Source organism: Nonomuraea ceibae, from assembly GCF_019396325.1.
Taxonomy (GTDB): Bacteria; Actinomycetota; Actinomycetes; order Streptosporangiales; family Streptosporangiaceae; genus Nonomuraea; species Nonomuraea ceibae.
In genome coordinates, this window is record NZ_JAHKRO010000018.1 from 24953 (window position 1) to 40782 (window position 15830).

The window sequence follows — 15830 nt, forward strand, 5'->3', positions numbered from 1 at the left end:
CATCGACCGATGACTTTCACCCGCCCCCGGCGTCAACCCTTCCGAGTACGCGTTCCGTACAGGAGGAGGCGCAACCATGGCCCAACCGCAGACGCCCACGGTCCCGACGCCGTCCACCGCGGCCCTCCTGGACCGGGCCATCGCCTACACCACCGGCTCCCTGCACCTCGTCACCCCCGCCGCCCTCCACCGCCCCACCCCGTGCGCCGCCTGGACCCTGGCCGACCTCCTCGCCCACATGAACGACTCCTTCCAGACCCTGTACGAAGCCGCCACCCACGGCCACATCCCACCCCCGGCCCGCGACGCCCCCACCCCGGAAACCGTCGCACCCCGCCCCGCCGTCCCCCTCGCACGCGAAGTCCCCACAGCCGGCCCGTACGGCATCCCGGCCCCGGTGCCTCCCCCCAGCGCCCCGGAGTGCCCCTTCCCTCAGAACGTGCAGACGGAGGCCGGCGAGTTGCGCGGAGCGGCCTGCGCGACGCTCGGCGCATGGTCCGGGGCGGTCAGAAGCGCCGTGGTCTCCGTCGGCGGGCTCCCGCTGGCGGCGGAGCTGGTCGCCGGGGTCGGCGCCGTCGAGATCACCGTGCACGGCTGGGACGTCGCCCAGGCCTGCGGGCACCCCCGGCCGATCCCGGCCACGCTGGCCGGTGAACTGCTGGAACTGGCCGCCCTCTTCGTCACCCCCGCCGACCGCCCCGCCCGCTTCGCCCCACCCCGCGACGTCCCCTCGAACGCCACGGCCGAAGCCCGCCTCCTCGCCTGCCTCGGCCGCGACCCGAATGCCTCATGACCACCCACTCCGGCCCGTTCGACTGGACTTACCGGACCTGAAGAATGATCAGCCCGTTGTAACAGGGCACATGGAGGAGGCGGCGTTCCTCGGTGACGCGGTGGGACCATGCCCCTTGAGTCGATGAGTCGGCGCATGTCGGTCGGGGGGCGCACCTCAACTGATCACCTGGCTCGGCGTGTCGAGCCAGTAGCACTGCCCCTGCGGGCCGACCGTCATGCCGAACCGGTCGCGGCGGGGCTCGCCCCACCGCACCCACTGGAAGTAGGCGGCCACGACCTCGTCCCACACCGGCCGGTCGCTCAGCTCGTACAGCTTGTACTCAGTCTTCCCTTCCTCCCAGATGACCAAGGCCTTCTCCCGCGCCTCGGTGGTGCTCGATGCCCAGACCAGGAAGCGCCCGGGTTCGGTGCGTGTGTCCAGCCGCAGCCCCGTCAGCGCGGCGATGGCCAGCCTCGCGCCGGGCGGCGCCCGGACGACCATGCGAGGGTCGACGCGTGTGGTGCTCTCCCGCGGCTGAACCCCTGCCGGGTCCGGCAAATAGACGGGGCGCTGCGACCGCATGGCCATGTAGTCGGCGTACTCGCGAAAGCGGCCCTGCGCGGTGCCATCATCCAGCACGACCAGGCGCAGCACATGCCCGTCCCCGACCCCCGTGTGGATGGGGGTGACGATCACCGCCCCGGGCCGGCACTGATCGATCCAGACGTACGGCACCGTCCGCACCGCACAGGTGGCGTGCACGCGGTCGAACGGCCCGCGATCGGGGGCCCCTTCCGCGCCGTCACCGACGACCAGGTGCGGTCGCAGGCCCGCCTCGGCGAGGTTCTTCGCCGCTGCCTCCGCGAGAACCGGGTCGACCTCCAACGAGGTGATGTTCTGCTCTCCGGCCAGGTGGCAGAGCAGCGCGGCCGTCCAGCCCGTGCCGGTGCCGATCTCCAGGACACGATCGCCGGGCTGAGGATCGAGGAGTTCGAGCAGGTCGGCGACCGTCGCCGGCGCGGATGACGACGAGCTGTAGTTGCCGTCCAAGGTGGCGAGGTCGGTCGCGCCGTCATCGAGCTGGGTGACGATCGCCGTCTCGGTGTAGACGCTGGTCATCCACAGCTCGGGGTCCTTGTCCCGGTCGATCAGGAACGGCGGCCGGTCGCCGTCGGCGATGAGCGCTATGGGTGGGACGTACCTGTGGCGGGGCACTGACCGCAGCGCGCGTTCGATCCGGCTGTCGACCGGTGCCCGCACCTCTTCGATGCGGGCGATCATGGCGTCCAGCAGGAGGCCGAGTTCGGTCACTTCTTGCCGCCGTCGGCTGGCTTCTCCCGGGATCCGCCTCCCTGTCCCGCCCCGTCTTTCGATTGGTCCTTACCGGGCTTGAACTCCTCGTAGCCGTGCTTCTTGTCGCCCTCGTGCTTACCACCCATAGCGACCTCCATGTGTTGCCTAACGTGACTGTAAAGTCGCTCAGCGATACGGGACAAGTGAATTCGCCGGGCCGCACGCACCCGGACCACGCGCACCGAGCGACCGGGCTCATCGAGGGCCGCTCGTGATCGTCCCGCAGAGGCGCCGGTGGAGGCCGTGACAGGTCCCCTGCCATCGCTGGTCAGCCGTACGGGGGAGCGCGAACCAGGTCGCCTTGCCTGCCAGCCCCGGGGCACGCGGCGAACGCCTGCGAGATGTACCCGTACAGCCCGACTGCGGCGGCCCGGCCTGCGGTGTGACGGGCCGCGGGTCCGGCTTGCCGGCGTGTCAGGGGAGGAGGGTGCCCTGGGGGTCGTCGGTGGGGTCGGTGCCGAGGGTTTCCAGGACCTGTTGCCCGTATTTGGCCAGTTTGTTCTCGCCGACTCCCGTGACCGTGCCGAGCTGGGACAGAGAGGTCGGGCAGAGGGTGGCGATCTCGCGCAGGGTTGCGTCGTGGAAGATGACGTACGCCGGGACGCCCTGCTCCTTGGCCGTGGCGGCGCGCCAGGCGCGCAGGAGCTCGAAGCGGGCGGCGGCGTCGGGGTCGAGGTCGGCGGCGGGGCGGGCGGAGCCGCCGGACGAGGAGGAGCGGGCCGGGCGCGGCGGGCGTTTGGCGTCGCGGCGCAGCGGGACCTCGCGCTGCCCGCGCAGGACGTCGGCGCTGGCGTCGGTGAGGACGAGGGTGCCGTGGGCGGGCTCGACGGCGAGCAGGCCGTGGGCGAGGAGCTGGCGGACGACGCCGTGCCACTCGGCGTTGCCCAGCTCGGAGCCGACGCCGAAGACGGTGAGCGAGTCATGGCCGTGTTGCAGGACCTTGGCGGTGGTCTTGCCGAGGAGGATGTCGACGATCTGGCCGACGCCGAACTTCTGGCCGCGCTCGCGCTTGAGGCGCAGGACGGTGGAGAGCACCTTCTGGGCGGCGACCGTGCCGTCCCAGGACTCGGGCGGGGCCTGGCAGGTGTCGCAGTTGCCGCACGGGGGGCTGCCGGGCTGGCCGAAGTAGTCGAGCAGCATCGCGCGGCGGCAGCTCACGGTCTCGCAGAGGGCGAGCATGGCGTCGAGGTGGAGCGCCTGGCGGCGGCGGTGCTGCTCGTCGCCCTCCAGCGCGAGGCGCCGGTGCTGGACGACGTCCTGCAGCCCGTAGGCCATCCAGGCGGTCGCGGGCAGGCCGTCGCGGCCGGCCCGGCCGGTCTCCTGGTAGTAGCCCTCGACGGACTTGGGCAGGTCGAGGTGGGCGACGAAGCGCACGTCGGGCTTGTCGATGCCCATGCCGAACGCGATGGTCGCGACCACGACGAGGCCGTCCTCGCGCAGGAAGCGGGCCTGGTGGGCGGCGCGGGTGCGGGCGTCGAGCCCGGCGTGGTAGGGGACGGCGGCGATGCCGTGCTCCACCAGGAACGCGGCGATCTTCTCCACGGACGAGCGGGACAGGCAGTAGACGATGCCGGCGTCGCCGGGGTGCTCCTCGCGCAGGAAGTCGAGGAGCTGCCGCTTGGGCTCGCTCTTGGCGGTGATCCGGTAGTGGATGTTGGGGCGGTCGAAGCCGGCCACGAAGTGGCGGGCCTGCTGCAGGCCGAGCCGTTCGGCGATCTCGGCGTGGGTGGCGGGCGTGGCGGTCGCGGTGAGCGCGACGCGCGGCACGTCCGGCCAGAGCGCGGGCAGCTCCGACAGCGCGAGGTAGTCGGGCCGGAAGTCGTGGCCCCACTGGGAGACGCAGTGCGCCTCGTCGATGGCGAACAGTGAGATCCGCCCCTTGGACAGCAGCCGCACCGTGGACTCGACCCGCAGCCGCTCGGGCGCGAGATAGAGGAGGTCGAGCTCGCCGGCCAGGAACTCCGCCTCGACGAGCTGTCTCTCGTCGTGATCCTGCGTCGAGTTGAGGAACCCCGCCCGCACGCCGAGCGCTCTCAGCGCGTCGACCTGGTCCTGCATGAGCGCGATCAGCGGCGAGACGACCACGCCGGTGCCGGGCCGCACCAGCGCGGGGATCTGGTAGCACAGCGACTTGCCGCCGCCGGTCGGCATGAGCACGAGCGCGTCGCCGCCGCCCACCACCTGATCGATGATCTCCTGCTGGCCCGCCCGGAACGAGTCGTAGCCGAACACGCGGTGCAGAACCTCGATGGGGGTATCCATGCGGCTACCTTACGTGTTCGGGGTCGGTCGCAGGCCCAGTTCGCCCACGGCGATCGTAGGCCATCAGGGCGAGCGCCCCGAGCGCGCAGCAGGCCGCGACGGCCGCCATCACGGCCGGGTAGCCGGCGACCTGGGCCACCCCGGCGGCGAGCAGCGGGGCGAGCGCCTTGGCCACGGTGATGGGCAGCGCCAGGGCCCCGCTGATGCTCCCGTACGAGTCCGTGCCGTAGCGGTCGGCCAGCAGGGCGGGCCGGGCGATGGTGCCGACGCCGAACCCCAGCCCGAACAGGACGACCGCGGCCACCGCCCCCGCCGGGTCGCGCCCGATCGCGGGCAGCAGCAGCGCGGCCGCCCCCTGGAGGGCGAACATCGCCGCCGTGATCAGCGACACGCGCCAGCGCGCCTGGAGCCCGGTGGTCACGATCCGCCCGGTCACCGACAGCACCCCGAGCAGTCCGGCCGCCGTCGCGGCGAACAGCGGCGAGTGCCCCAGCGTGATCAGGTACGTGACCAGCAGCACGCCCATGACGGCCACCGCCCCGGTCTGCGTCAGGAACGCGGCCGCCAGCAGCCAGAACGCCCGGTCGCGCAGCGCCGCCCCCACCGGCCGGCCGGGCGCCCGAGCCCGTGGGCGGCTCCGTACGGCGAACGCGTGCAGCGGGACGGCGGCCAGCCCGTACCCGGCGGCCAGCACGACCAGGGCCTGCCGCCAGCCGTAGCGGTCGACGAGGAACCCGGTCAGCGGCAGGAAGACGCTGGAGGCGAACCCGGCGACCACCGTGACGGCCAGCAGCGCCCGCGCCCGCCGCGCGGCGTCGAACCAGGCCACGAGCACCGCGAACGCGGCCTCGTACAGGACCATCGCGGAGGCGACGCCGAGCGCCGCGCACGCGAGGTAGAGCTGCGCGACGGTGCGGACCTGCGACCAGGCCAGCACGGCGGCGGCGCCCAGCGCCGAGCCGGCGGTCATGATGCCGCGCCCGCCGTAGCGGTCCAGGCCGCGCCCGACGACGGGCGCGACGAGCGCCGACACGAGCACCGAGACCGTGATCGCCCCGGTGAGCTCCGCCACCCCGGCGCCCAGTTCGCGGGACATCGGCGTGATAAAAACCGAAAAAGCGTAATAAAGGACGCCGTACCCGGCGGTTTGCGTGATCGCCAGCGCCCCCACCATCCGCGCCGCCCGCATGGTCACGCCTGGAGCCCTTCCCGCTTCCCCGGCCCGGCATACGGCCTCCAGCTCCGGCATACAGTGATAATCCTCACGCGCCGGGCATGAGCCCCCGTTATGAATCACAGCTATGTCGTCACCGGAGCCGGACGTGGGATCGGCAGGGCCGTCGTGGAGCGGCTCGGCCCCGCCACCGTGGTGGCCGTGGAACGCGATCCCGCCGCCCTCGGCTGGGCGGGCCCCGGCGTCATCCCGGTGATCGGTGACGCGGCCGACGAGGCCGTCCTCGTGCGTGCCGCCGGGCTCGCCGAGGAGGCCGGCACGCTGGCCGGATGGGTGAACAACGCGGTGGTCTTCCGCGACGCCGCGCTCCACACGTCCCCGGCCGGCGAGATCCGCGCGCTGATCGCCGCCAACCTGGACCTGGCGGTCACGGGCTGCGCCGTCGCCGTGCGCCGCTTCCTGGCCGCCGGGGCCGGGGGCGCGATCGTCAACGTCACCTCCCACCAGGCTCGCCGCCCGGTCCCCGGCAGCCTCCCGTACGCGACGGCCAAGGCCGCCGTCGAGGGCCTGACGAGGGCGGTCGCGGTCGAGTACGGCAGGCACGGCATCCGGGCGAACGCGGTGGCGCCCGGTTCGGTGGCGACCGAGCGGTACGAGCGGCTGCTGGCCGAGCGGCCGGGAACGGAGGAGGAGATGGCGGTGTTGCACCCGCTGGGCCGGGTCGCCACCCCGGCCGAGGTGGCCGACGCGGTGGCGTACCTGCTGTCGGCCTCCTTCGTCACCGGCGTCACGCTGCCCGTGGACGGCGGCCGGACGGTGCTCGGGCTCGACCCGGAGGCGCGGGAATGAAAACCATTGCCACATGGTTGCACGGGCCATGAAGAAGAACCTGCACCCCGAATACCGCCCCGTCGTCTTCCGCGACCCCAGCGCCGGGTTCGCCTTCCTCACCCGCTCCACGGTGACCAGCCGCGAGCGCGTCGGGTGGGAGGACGGCCGCACCTACCCGGTCGTCGACGTCGACGTGTCGTCCGCGAGCCACCCCTTCTACACCGGACGCGGCCGCATCGTCGACAGCGCGGGCCGGGTCGAGCGCTTCCGCCAGCGCTACGGGAAGGCGTGACCCATCGTCAAGCATGCCCCGGTCAACGGCGGGTAAATGCTTCTCACCGGCGTGAGAACGATGGTGAGCGCACGATGGGTCTGTCTGGAAGGGAGCGCCGCATCCTCGCGGACATCGAGCTGGCTCTGGAGAGGGACGATCCGGAGCTGGCCAGGCGGGTGGCGGCCATCAACAGGATCGAGTCCGGCGGCGACGCGGCGATGACGCGCGCCGCCGATCCGCCCGCGCTGCGGGTCACCCGGGCGCGCGGCAGGCCGGTGGTGCGCCGCTGGATGGTCGTCCTGGCCGTGACGCTGATGGTGTTCCTACTGGCGGTGGCGGTCGCGACCGCCTGATCGCGCCCGCCGGTGCCTGAGCACCAGCAGGTCGAGGGCGGCGATGAGCGCCACGGCGGCCGCGATCGCCGCCTCCCACGCCCACACCGCCTCGCCGGTGCTCATGGCCCGCACGACGAAGAACACGGCCGCCGCCGCGCCCAGCACCAGCGCGACCACCGACAGCACCCGGCGCGCGCCCAGCGGGCTGCGCGCGGTCACCGGCTCGGTGCCTTCGCGGTTCCGCAGCCACATGACGGGTCTCCTCTCAGGCCAGGCAGCGCAGCGCTGAGACGAGCCGCTGGTCGAGCGGGTGCGTCTCGGGCAGCCGCCCCACGGTGGCCGCGACGAACTCCGGATAGGACAGGCTGGCGCTCGCCCCGCCGGCGTGCGCCCAGATCTGCTCGGCAGTCGGCTCGACCTGGACGTCAGCGCCCCGCCCGGCCAGCGCGAAGCGGCCGACGGCGGCCCGCCAGAGCGTCCGGCCCTCCGCCTCCTCGTCGGAGACGGGCGCGCCGACGTCGTCGGCGTGGGTGGCGTACTCGGAGTCGTAGTGGAAGGTCTGCTTGCCCACCGGGTACGGCCCGGCCATGGTCTCCAGCGTCGCGTACGGGCCGAGCTCGCGCATGCGGGCCCGGGTGTCGCCGTTCTTGGTACGCCACTCCTCCAGCACCTCGGCGACCGGCACGCCGCGCCGCTCCCGCACGCACCACTCGTTGAACTCGTCATAGCCGGAGATGCCCTGCGACTCCATCAGCTCGCGCAGCTCGGGCAGGGTGCCGTCGAGGCACGTCTGGTTGTAGAGCTCCTCGCCTGCCAGATGGCCGAGCACGTCGCGGACCGTCCACCCGGCCGCCCGTGAGGGACGCCGCCAGCCTTCCTCGTCCAGTCCCGAGAAGAACCGGTCCAGCCGGGCCGCCTCGGTGTCGAAGATGTCGAACGGGTCGAAGTCGCGGAGCAGATCTTCAGCCATACCTGCGTCGCTACCCCCAGGACCGCACCTCTCACCGGGGCCGCCAAACGGCGAAGGCCCGGCCCCCCACGTGGGGGGCCGGGCCGTCAGTCGTCAGTCGTCAGTCGTCAGGGTTTAGCGGTGCCAGCCCCAGGAGGAGACGCGCACGTAGTCGTGACGGCTCTCGGCGCCGTCACGCTTCCAGTCGCCCTTGTAGACGGCCTTGAACGTGCCGCTCTTGTAGGCCTTGGTGCTCGCGTGGAAGTCGCCGCGCCAGTTGGTGCGGTCGGAGTCGACCCACTTCCAGCCGCTGTGGCCGTTGGCGCGGTAGTAGATGTGCACCTTCTGGTTGCGCAGGGGCTCCCAGCCACGGTCGTCGGCCTGGAGGCGGCCGGAGAAGTGGATGGTGCGGCCCTTGCGGACCTTGTACGGGTCGGCGGAGAACCGGGTGATCCGGGTGTCGGCCTTGCCCGCGCGGATGTCCACGTAGAAGCGGATGGTGTCGGTGGCGACCTTGTCACCGTCGTCGTCGAAGGCGACCGCGGTGGCCTTCCACTTGCCCTCGACGTCGTTCTTGTTGAAGGGCACCGAGAAGAGCCACTTCTCCAGCTCGCGCACGTCGCGGGCGACGAGGGTGCGGGCCGCGCGGCCGTCGGGCTCGACGCTGAGCTCGACGCGCTCGACGTCGGAGCTGGCGCCGACCTTGAACTTGGCGGTGGTCTCGCCGTCGCCCCGCACGACCACCGGGTTGGGCGAGATGTCGAGGATCTCGACCTCGGACGCCTTGGCGGTCGCGCTCGCGGCGCCACCGGACACCAACATGGTGCCGCCCACCAGGGCGGAGATGATTCCTACAGCGATTTTCTGCATGAGGGTGCTGATTCCTCTCCCCGTATCGCTGGAGCCGGTCCGGGATGACCAGCTCCGTCTACTCCTTTGAGTCACAGTAGGAGGAAAAGGTTCGCAAAAGTTACGAGAAAAATATGATCACGGTGTTTACCTGGGGCCTTGATAGAAAATCCGTTTTGGGACAGATGACCGACTACAGTCGGTCTTCATGATTGACGTCTACACCCTCGGCGAGGCGCTGGGGGTCGTGTCCAGCGGCCGGGTCCGGCACGAGAGCGAAGCCAGGCTGGACGTCTGCGGGCCGGAGTTCACGCTGGCCGTGGGCCTGGCGCGGCTCGGTCACCGGTGCGCGTTCGCCGGCAAGGTGGGCGCCGACGAGCTGGGCGCGCGGGTGCTGACCGCGCTGCGCGGCGAGGGCGTCGACGTGGCCGACGTGCGCGTCACGGAGGGCGCCGCCACCGGGCTGCTGCTGCGCGAGACCCGGGTGGGCCGCGCGCCCCACGTGAGCCACTACCGCACGGGCTCCGCCGGGTCGCGGCTGACCCCGGGCAACGTGCCCATCGACCGCGTCGGCGCGGCCAAGATGCTGCACGTCTCCGGCGTCACCGCCGCGCTCGGCAGGGACGCGCTGGAGGCGGTACGCGCCGCCGTGGCCGCCGCGAAACGCGCCGAAGTGGTCGTCTCGTTCGCCGTCGAGTACCGGCCCGAGCTGTGGCCGTCGGTGCGCGAGGCCGAGGACGTGCTGAGCGAGCTCGCCTGCGACGCGCACCTGCTCTTCGTCCACCAGGACGAGCTGGACCTGGTCAAGCCCGCGCTCACGCCCGAGCGCGAGGTCGTCGTCGACCGGGGCGCGAAGGGCGCGAGCGTGCGGGCCGACCGGATGCGCTACGACGCGCCCGGCCCGCAGGTGCCGATCGTCGACACCTCGGGCGCGGCCGACGCGTTCGTGGCCGGGTACGTCAGCGCCGCCCTGGACGGGCTGACCCCGCCCGAACGGCTGCACCGCGGGACGCTGCTGAGCGCCGCCGCGGTGTCCAGCGCGAGCGACTGGCAGGGCCTGCCGCACCGGGGCGAACTCTGACCGCCCGGGCTCCGGTTACTGGATGTTCAGGGTGAACGTCGAGGTGGTGTTCCTGACGTCCTGATGGTTGCCGCCGAAGCGCAGCCCCCGGAACGTCGCCGAGCCGACCGCCGGGCCCTGCCCCGGCTCGGGCATCTCGTTCACCCAGATGCCGAACCCGGACTTGGCGTCGAAGGCGTCGCCGCTCTTGCGCGCCCCGGTGATGGAGACGTTCTCGAACACGGTGTCCGTGACCGGGTTCAGCGGCTGGTTGCCCGCGTACCCGGTCTGGAACATGATCCCCGAGTACGTGGGATCCACGATCTCCAGGTTGCTGACCCGGATGCCCTGGAACACCTTCGAGGCCGAGAACAGCCACATCGCCGGGAACGTCTGCTGCCCCCAGAAGTGCCCGCCGGCCCGGACCAGCGAGATGTTCTCGAACCGCGTGGGCGGGCTGGCCCCGAAGCCGTGCATCGGGATGCCGAAGTCGAGCGAGCTGATCGTGACGCCCGAGTAGACGAGCGTGTCGGCCACGTAGATGTTGCGGAACACGTTGTCGTAGCCGCCGTAGACCGCGACCCCGGCCGCCCGCCAGGTGAGCAGCGACGTCAGGTTCTCGTACACGTTGCCGTGCTGCTGGCCGCTGTTGTTGTCGATGGCCGAGAACAGCGCGAAGCTGTCGTCGCCCGTGGAGCGGGTCTCGATGTTCGTCACGTGGTTGCCGGTGCTGCCGTTGGTCATGTTGAGCCCGTCGGCGAACACGTTGCGGATGCGCGAGTTCTTCAGCGTCATGTCGTCGGTGTTGGAGCCCCAGTACATGCAGATCTGGTGCTCGACCCACAGGTTGTCGATCGTCATGCCGGCGACGTTGCTGAGGTCGAACACCTTGCCGGGGCCGTCGATGCGGCTGGTGTAGTTGCCGAAGTAGGCGAATCCGGCGAACGTGGAGCCGTTGGCGGTGGCGTCGGCGCGGAAGCCGATGTCGGTGTTCTCCTGCCCGGCGGGGGCGTGGAAGCGGGTGTACCAGGGCCCGGCGCCGACGATCTTGACGGGCTTGCCGTACACCTGGAACTTGCCGGAGGTCCGGTAGTCGCCCGGGGGCAGGTAGACGCCCTCCAGGCCGGGCTCCTGGCGGGCGCGGTCGAGCGCGTTCTGCACGTCCTGGTGCCCGAGACCGGCGGGCACGGCGTAGCGCGCCGGGTCGGGGTTGGCGGCGGGGGAGACGTGCTCCAGGTCGACGAAGTCGATCGTGTAGGTGGAGGTGTTGGCCGCGTCCTTCTGCAGCCTGATCTTGCTGCCGGCCTCGACTGTGGTGCCGAGCATCAGGTTGGCCTCGTCGTAGATGTGCCGGGGCGGCCCGGATCCGGGGGAGTTGTTCGGGCTCGCCTCCGGCCCGTACAGCCAGGCGTAGCGCGAGGTCAGCGGGATGGCCTTGAGGAACGTGCCGTCGACGTAGACGTTCAGCGTGGAGTCGATGCCGCCGCCGCCCGGCGCGTCGGGGATGGAGAACCGGGTCACGAGCGTGTTGGTGCGGGCCCGGGCGGTGAACTCGACGTAGGAGCCGGTGCTGCCGAGCGTGACCGCGCGGCGGCCGGACGCCTCGCCGGCCAGGTGGCCGACCTCCCTGCTGGGGCCCAGCCGGGTGGCGCCGCCGCCGACGGCCGCGTCCTCGGCCTCGTAGGTGTCGTACGGCATGCTCGCGCCGCGGCCGACGGCGAGCTGGTGGGTGCTGGTGTTGTTGGCGCGCTTGACCGGGAGCTCGGCGGCGTCGGCCGCGAGCACCACCTTGACCGTGTGGCGGCCGTCGGCGGCGGTCCAGGCGCCGAGGTTGACCGGGGCGGTGGTGGCGCCGGGCGCGATCACGCCGGAGGCGGAGCCGGTCAGCGTGCGGACGACGGCGCCGGAGGCGTCGGCGACGGTGAGCGTGATGCCGTGCGAGCCGCCGCTGGACGCGATCGTGCCCTGGTTCCTGATCGCGACGGAGAACGTCACGGTGTCGCCCTGCGCGGGGTTGCCCGGGGTCCAGGCGACGGGGGCGGCGACCAGGTCGGCGGTGTCGACCGGTTTGACGGTCAGGTTCGCGGTGGCGGTGTTGTTGGTCTCGTCCCGCTCGATGATCTCGCCGCCGGGGTCGACCTTGGCGGTGACGGCGTACGTCCCGGCGTCGCGGGCGCCGATCGCGGCGGTCACGGTGGCGGTGGCGCCGGGGGCCAGCGGGCCGACGTCCGCGCCGCCGGCCTCGGCGTCTCCCAGGGAGAACGTGACCGACGTGGCGGCGGACGGGGCCGTGCCCGCGTTCCTGACCTGGGCGGACAGCGTGATCGTGTCGGTCTCGACCGGTGCGGCGGGGGAGGCCGCGGGCGCGGTGACGGTCAGGTCGGGGTTGGCCGAGGCGGTGCCGAACACCTGGAACTCGGCGACCTGCCCGCCCGGCGCGCCGGAGTTGGCGGTGAAGCGGAGCTGCACGTCGGCGGCCTTGCCGGTGACCGGGATCGTCACCGTGTTGCCGGTGGCCGGGCTGAAGCCGTAGGTGGCCTGGGCGGCCAGGCTGGTGAAGGAGGTGGCGTTCTGGCCGCGGCCGAGCACCTGGATGGCCTGGGTGCGCGGGCCCCACGCGCCGTCGGGGTTCAGCTTGACCGCGACCGAGGTGAGGTCGTGGTCGGCGCCGAGCTTGACGGTCAGCGTGCTGGGGTGGCCGGCGCCCTCGTAGTAGGTGGTCAGGTCGCCGTCGTTGGCGTTGGCCGGCACGTATGTGTGCGTGTGGGCGGAGCCGGTGACCGGCTTGCCCGCCGCCAGGTTCGCGCCCGGGTCGGGGCCGGGTCCGCCGCCGGCGCCCCACACCTCGAACTCGGCGAGCTGCCCGGCGGGCCAGCCGGTGTTGGCGCTGAACTGCAGCCGCACGTAGCGGGTGCTCGCGCTGACCGGGACGGTGGCGGTGGGGGCGAAGGCGTAGGCGGCCTGGGCCTTGATCGTGGTGAAGGCGGACCCGTCGGCGCTGCCCTGGACGGTCAGCGTCTGGGTGCGGCTCGGCCAGCCGGAGGGCAGCTTGAGCGTGAGGCTGTTGACGGTGGCGGTGGCGCCCAGGTCGACCTGGACCCACTGGGGGAAGGCGTTGTTGGCGGACTCCCAGTAGGTGGCCTGGTTGCCGTCGGTGACGTGCGCCGCCGCGTACGTCTGGGTGTGGCTGCTGGCGGTGGCCGGGCGGCCGGCCGCGAGGTTGACGTCGGCCGCCGCATGGGCGGGGGAGGCGGGTGCGGCGAGGATTCCGATGACCAGGGCGAGGGCGGTTAACAGTGCTCTCATGGGGGGTGGCCCTTCGAAGAAGTCGGTTGGCCGAACCATAGGTTGTTCAGCAGATGTCAGCAATATTCCGACGAGATTTCGCAAACAATTGACTGACTGGTGCCGGGTCGTCGACGGCCAAGGCGCTGGTCAAGCCGCGAAAGGGCCCTGGAGGCAAGGCGTGAGCGCCCCGCAAGGCCGAGCGTAAGCGGTTGCAAGGACTTGCGTTGATAGCCGTATAGTTTGCGCATGACGCGACGACTGGCAGAGGTGGCCAAGAAGGTCGGGGTGAGCGAGGCGACCGTGAGCCGCGTGCTCAACGGCAAGCCGGGGGTGTCCGACGCCACGCGCGAGGCCGTGCTGACGGCGCTCGACGTGCTCGGCTACGAGCGCCCCACCCAGCTGCGCGGCGACCGGGCCCGCCTGGTCGGCCTCGTCCTCCCCGAGTTGCAGAACCCGATCTTCCCCGCCTTCGCCGAGGTGGTCGGCGGCGCGCTGGCCCAGCAGGGGTTCACCTCCGTGCTGTGCACCAGGACCGTCGGCGGGGTGTCCGAGGCCGACTACGTGGATCTGCTGCTCCAGCAGCAGGTCAGCGGCGTGGTGTTCGCCGGCGGGCTCTACGCCCAGGCCGACGCCTCGCACGGGCACTACGAGCTGTTGCACGAGCGCAAGCTGCCCACGGTGCTGGTCAACGCCGCCGTGGAGCGGCTGGACTTCCCGCAGGTGTCGTGCGACGACGTGGTGGCCGCCGAGATGGCGCTGGGTCATGTGCGGGCGCTCGGCCACGAGCGGATCGGCCTGGTGCTGGGCCCCAAGGACCACGTGCCGTCGCGGCGCAAGCTGGAGACGTTCCAGGCGGAGGGCGGCGACCCGGAGCTGGTCGAGCACACGATGTTCTCGCTGGAAGGCGGGCACGCGGCCGCCGCGAGGCTGGTCAGGCGCGGTGTGACGGCGGTGATCTGCGCCAGCGACCTGCTCGCGCTCGGCACCGTGCGGGCGGCCAGGCGGGCCGGGCTGAGCGTGCCGGGTGACGTGTCGGTGGTCGGCTTCGACGACTCGGCGCTGATGAACTGCACCGAGCCGCCGCTCACCACGGTGCGCCAGCCGATCGACGCGATGGGCCGGGCCGTGGTCGACCTGCTGGTGGCCCAGATCGACAAGGCCGTCGTCCCGGCCGACGAGCTGCTGTTCGAGCCGGAGCTGGTGGTCCGGGCATCGACCGCGCGCCCGAGGGCGTAACACAGTCGTTATCTTGCAATAGTCCGTCGAAATCTTGCGGACTTTCGTTGGCGATCCTATGGTGTGGGCACCTCGCATCAGAAGGGTCAGCCCATGAAGAGATCCACGGGACTCTTAGTTGCAACCGCGCTCGGCCTCGCCGCCACCGCCTGTGGTTCCGGCGAGCCGGCCGAGCCCGCGGCCGGCGGAGCGGCCAAGGTGACGATCACCGTGGCCTGCCAGCCGGCCAAGTCCGCCCCCAAGGAGCGCCAGGCCTGGGACGACGACGTGGCCGCCTTCATGAAGGCGCACCCGAACGTGACGGTCAAGAGCACCGACCAGCAGCCGTGCTTCGACCCCAAGACGTTCGGCCCCAAGCTCGCCGGCGGCCAGATGGAGACCGTCTTCGTCGTCCCCGTGACCAACTACGACGACGTGATCGCCCAGGGCCAGGCCAAGGACATCACCCAGCTCACCGGCGAGATCAAGAACTGGAACGACCTGCGCCAGGACGTGCGCGACCTGGTGACCAAGGACGGCAAGGTCTACGGCGTCCCCAACGTCCACTACGGCGTCGGCCTCGTCTACAACCGCAAGCTCTTCACCGAGGCCGGGCTCGACCCCGACACGCCGCCGGCGACCTGGGCGGAGATCCGCGAGGCCGCCAAGAAGATCGCCGCGCTCGGCCCCGGCCACGTCGGCTACGGCGAGTACTCCGGCGGCAACACCGGCGGCTGGCACTTCACCCAGGCCATCTACGGCCGCGGCGGCAGCATCCTCACCGAGGACGGCAAGAAGGCCGCCTTCAACTCGCCCGAGGGCAAGGCCGTGCTCCAGACGCTGCACGACATGCGCTGGATCGACAACAGCATGGGCAGCAAGCTCCTGGTCGGCTGGGAGTCGCTCATGGTGGCGATGGGCAGCGGCAAGGTCGGCATGATGCTCGGCGCCCCCGACGTGGTCACCGACGTGGTCGGCAAGTTCAAGGGCAACGTCGCCGACTACGGCATCACCGGCTTCCCCGAGGCCAAGGCGTCGCTGAGCGGCGGCGAAGCCTTCATGATCAACCCGAAGGCCACGCCCGAGGAGGCGAAGGCGGGCATGCAGTGGCTCGACTTCCGCTTCAACACCCCCGGCAAGGGCCGCTTCGACTACGCCCGCGGCAAGGCCAACGGCAACCCGGTCGGCGTCCCCGACAACGCCGTCTACGGCGACTCGCCCACCGGCCAGGCCATCCAGGCCGACCGGGTGAAGAACGCCTCCCTGCCGGTCGCGAACTACGACCCGTACGTCAAGGCCTCCGCCACGATCCCGCCCAAGGCCGAGCCGGTCCACGCCCAGGAGATCTACGCGATCCTCGACGTGGCCATGTCCGGCGTGCTGTCCGACAAGGACGCCGACATCGACCGGCTGCTCGCCGACGCCGAGACCAAGGTGAACGCCGTGCTGGCGGCCAAGGGCTGAC

The 15830-nt window shown here is 71.7% G+C and carries 15 protein-coding genes; 7 read left to right on the plus strand and 8 right to left on the minus strand.

Annotation, left to right across the window (positions count from 1 at the left end; all coding sequences use genetic code 11):
- The first annotated feature begins 76 nt into the window (after positions 1-76).
- Positions 77-793, plus strand: a complete 717-nt coding sequence (locus tag KME80_RS14870; protein ID WP_219505403.1) for a maleylpyruvate isomerase N-terminal domain-containing protein — start codon at positions 77-79, stop codon at positions 791-793.
- Positions 794-949: 156 nt separating this feature from the next.
- On the opposite strand, the gene KME80_RS14875 is transcribed toward KME80_RS14870, so the two are convergent.
- From KME80_RS14875 to KME80_RS14885, 4 genes are all read right to left on the minus strand, one after another.
- Positions 950-2086 carry a methyltransferase domain-containing protein gene (locus KME80_RS14875; protein WP_219505405.1) on the minus strand — a complete coding sequence of 379 codons (1137 nt, stop codon included), beginning with the start codon at positions 2084-2086 and terminating at the stop codon, positions 950-952.
- Entirely contained in the window at positions 2083-2214 is a 132-nt protein-coding gene (locus KME80_RS51830) for a hypothetical protein (protein ID WP_281427003.1), read from the minus strand. The genes KME80_RS14875 and KME80_RS51830 overlap by 4 nt, the downstream gene beginning before the upstream one ends.
- Positions 2215-2542: 328 nt before the next feature.
- On the minus strand, positions 2543-4390 hold the full coding sequence (gene recQ, locus KME80_RS14880) for a DNA helicase RecQ (RefSeq protein WP_219505408.1): 1848 nt from the start codon (positions 4388-4390) through the stop codon (positions 2543-2545).
- Between the two features lie 4 nt (positions 4391-4394).
- The gene (locus tag KME80_RS14885) at positions 4395-5579 is read right to left on the minus strand and encodes an MFS transporter (protein WP_308125771.1); all 1185 of its coding nucleotides are present in this window, start codon (positions 5577-5579) and stop codon (positions 4395-4397) included.
- Positions 5580-5678: 99 nt separating this feature from the next.
- Here KME80_RS14885 and KME80_RS14890 point away from each other — a divergent pair, with 99 nt between their 5' ends.
- From KME80_RS14890 to KME80_RS14900, 3 genes are all read left to right on the plus strand, one after another.
- Positions 5679-6413 carry an SDR family NAD(P)-dependent oxidoreductase gene (locus KME80_RS14890; protein ID WP_219505410.1) on the plus strand — a complete coding sequence of 245 codons (735 nt, stop codon included), beginning with the start codon at positions 5679-5681 and terminating at the stop codon, positions 6411-6413.
- A 28-nt stretch (positions 6414-6441) separates the two neighbouring features.
- Positions 6442-6687: a type B 50S ribosomal protein L31 gene (locus KME80_RS14895; protein ID WP_219505552.1), complete on the plus strand. Its 246-nt coding sequence runs from the start codon at positions 6442-6444 to the stop codon at positions 6685-6687.
- 74 nt (positions 6688-6761) lie between these two features.
- Entirely contained in the window at positions 6762-7022 is a 261-nt protein-coding gene (locus tag KME80_RS14900) for a DUF3040 domain-containing protein (RefSeq protein WP_219505412.1), read from the plus strand.
- On the opposite strand, the gene KME80_RS14905 is transcribed toward KME80_RS14900, so the two are convergent.
- From KME80_RS14905 to KME80_RS14915, 3 genes are all read right to left on the minus strand, one after another.
- On the minus strand, positions 6993-7256 hold the full coding sequence (locus KME80_RS14905; protein WP_219505414.1) for a DUF6343 family protein: 264 nt from the start codon (positions 7254-7256) through the stop codon (positions 6993-6995). The genes KME80_RS14900 and KME80_RS14905 overlap by 30 nt on opposite strands.
- Positions 7257-7269: 13 nt before the next feature.
- Positions 7270-7974, minus strand: a complete 705-nt coding sequence (locus KME80_RS14910) for a maleylpyruvate isomerase family mycothiol-dependent enzyme (RefSeq protein WP_219505417.1) — start codon at positions 7972-7974, stop codon at positions 7270-7272.
- A 114-nt stretch (positions 7975-8088) separates the two neighbouring features.
- Positions 8089-8823: a hypothetical protein gene (locus KME80_RS14915; protein WP_219505418.1), complete on the minus strand. Its 735-nt coding sequence runs from the start codon at positions 8821-8823 to the stop codon at positions 8089-8091.
- Positions 8824-9010: 187 nt separating this feature from the next.
- Between KME80_RS14915 and KME80_RS14920 the strand changes: the two genes are divergently transcribed.
- Positions 9011-9883 (plus strand): sugar kinase, encoded by an 873-nt coding sequence (locus KME80_RS14920; RefSeq protein ID WP_219505420.1) that lies wholly within the window; start codon positions 9011-9013, stop codon positions 9881-9883.
- A 15-nt stretch (positions 9884-9898) separates the two neighbouring features.
- Here KME80_RS14920 and KME80_RS14925 read toward each other — a convergent pair whose 3' ends face one another.
- Positions 9899-13168: a discoidin domain-containing protein gene (locus tag KME80_RS14925; RefSeq protein WP_219505422.1), complete on the minus strand. Its 3270-nt coding sequence runs from the start codon at positions 13166-13168 to the stop codon at positions 9899-9901.
- Between the two features lie 228 nt (positions 13169-13396).
- On the opposite strand from KME80_RS14925, the gene KME80_RS14930 reads away from it, so the two are divergent.
- Positions 13397-14386, plus strand: coding sequence for a LacI family DNA-binding transcriptional regulator (locus KME80_RS14930; protein WP_219505424.1), 990 nt, complete (start codon positions 13397-13399; stop codon positions 14384-14386).
- Positions 14387-14479: 93 nt separating this feature from the next.
- Positions 14480-15829, plus strand: coding sequence for an ABC transporter substrate-binding protein (locus KME80_RS51835; RefSeq protein ID WP_281427004.1), 1350 nt, complete (start codon positions 14480-14482; stop codon positions 15827-15829).
- Position 15830: the final 1 nt, after the last annotated feature.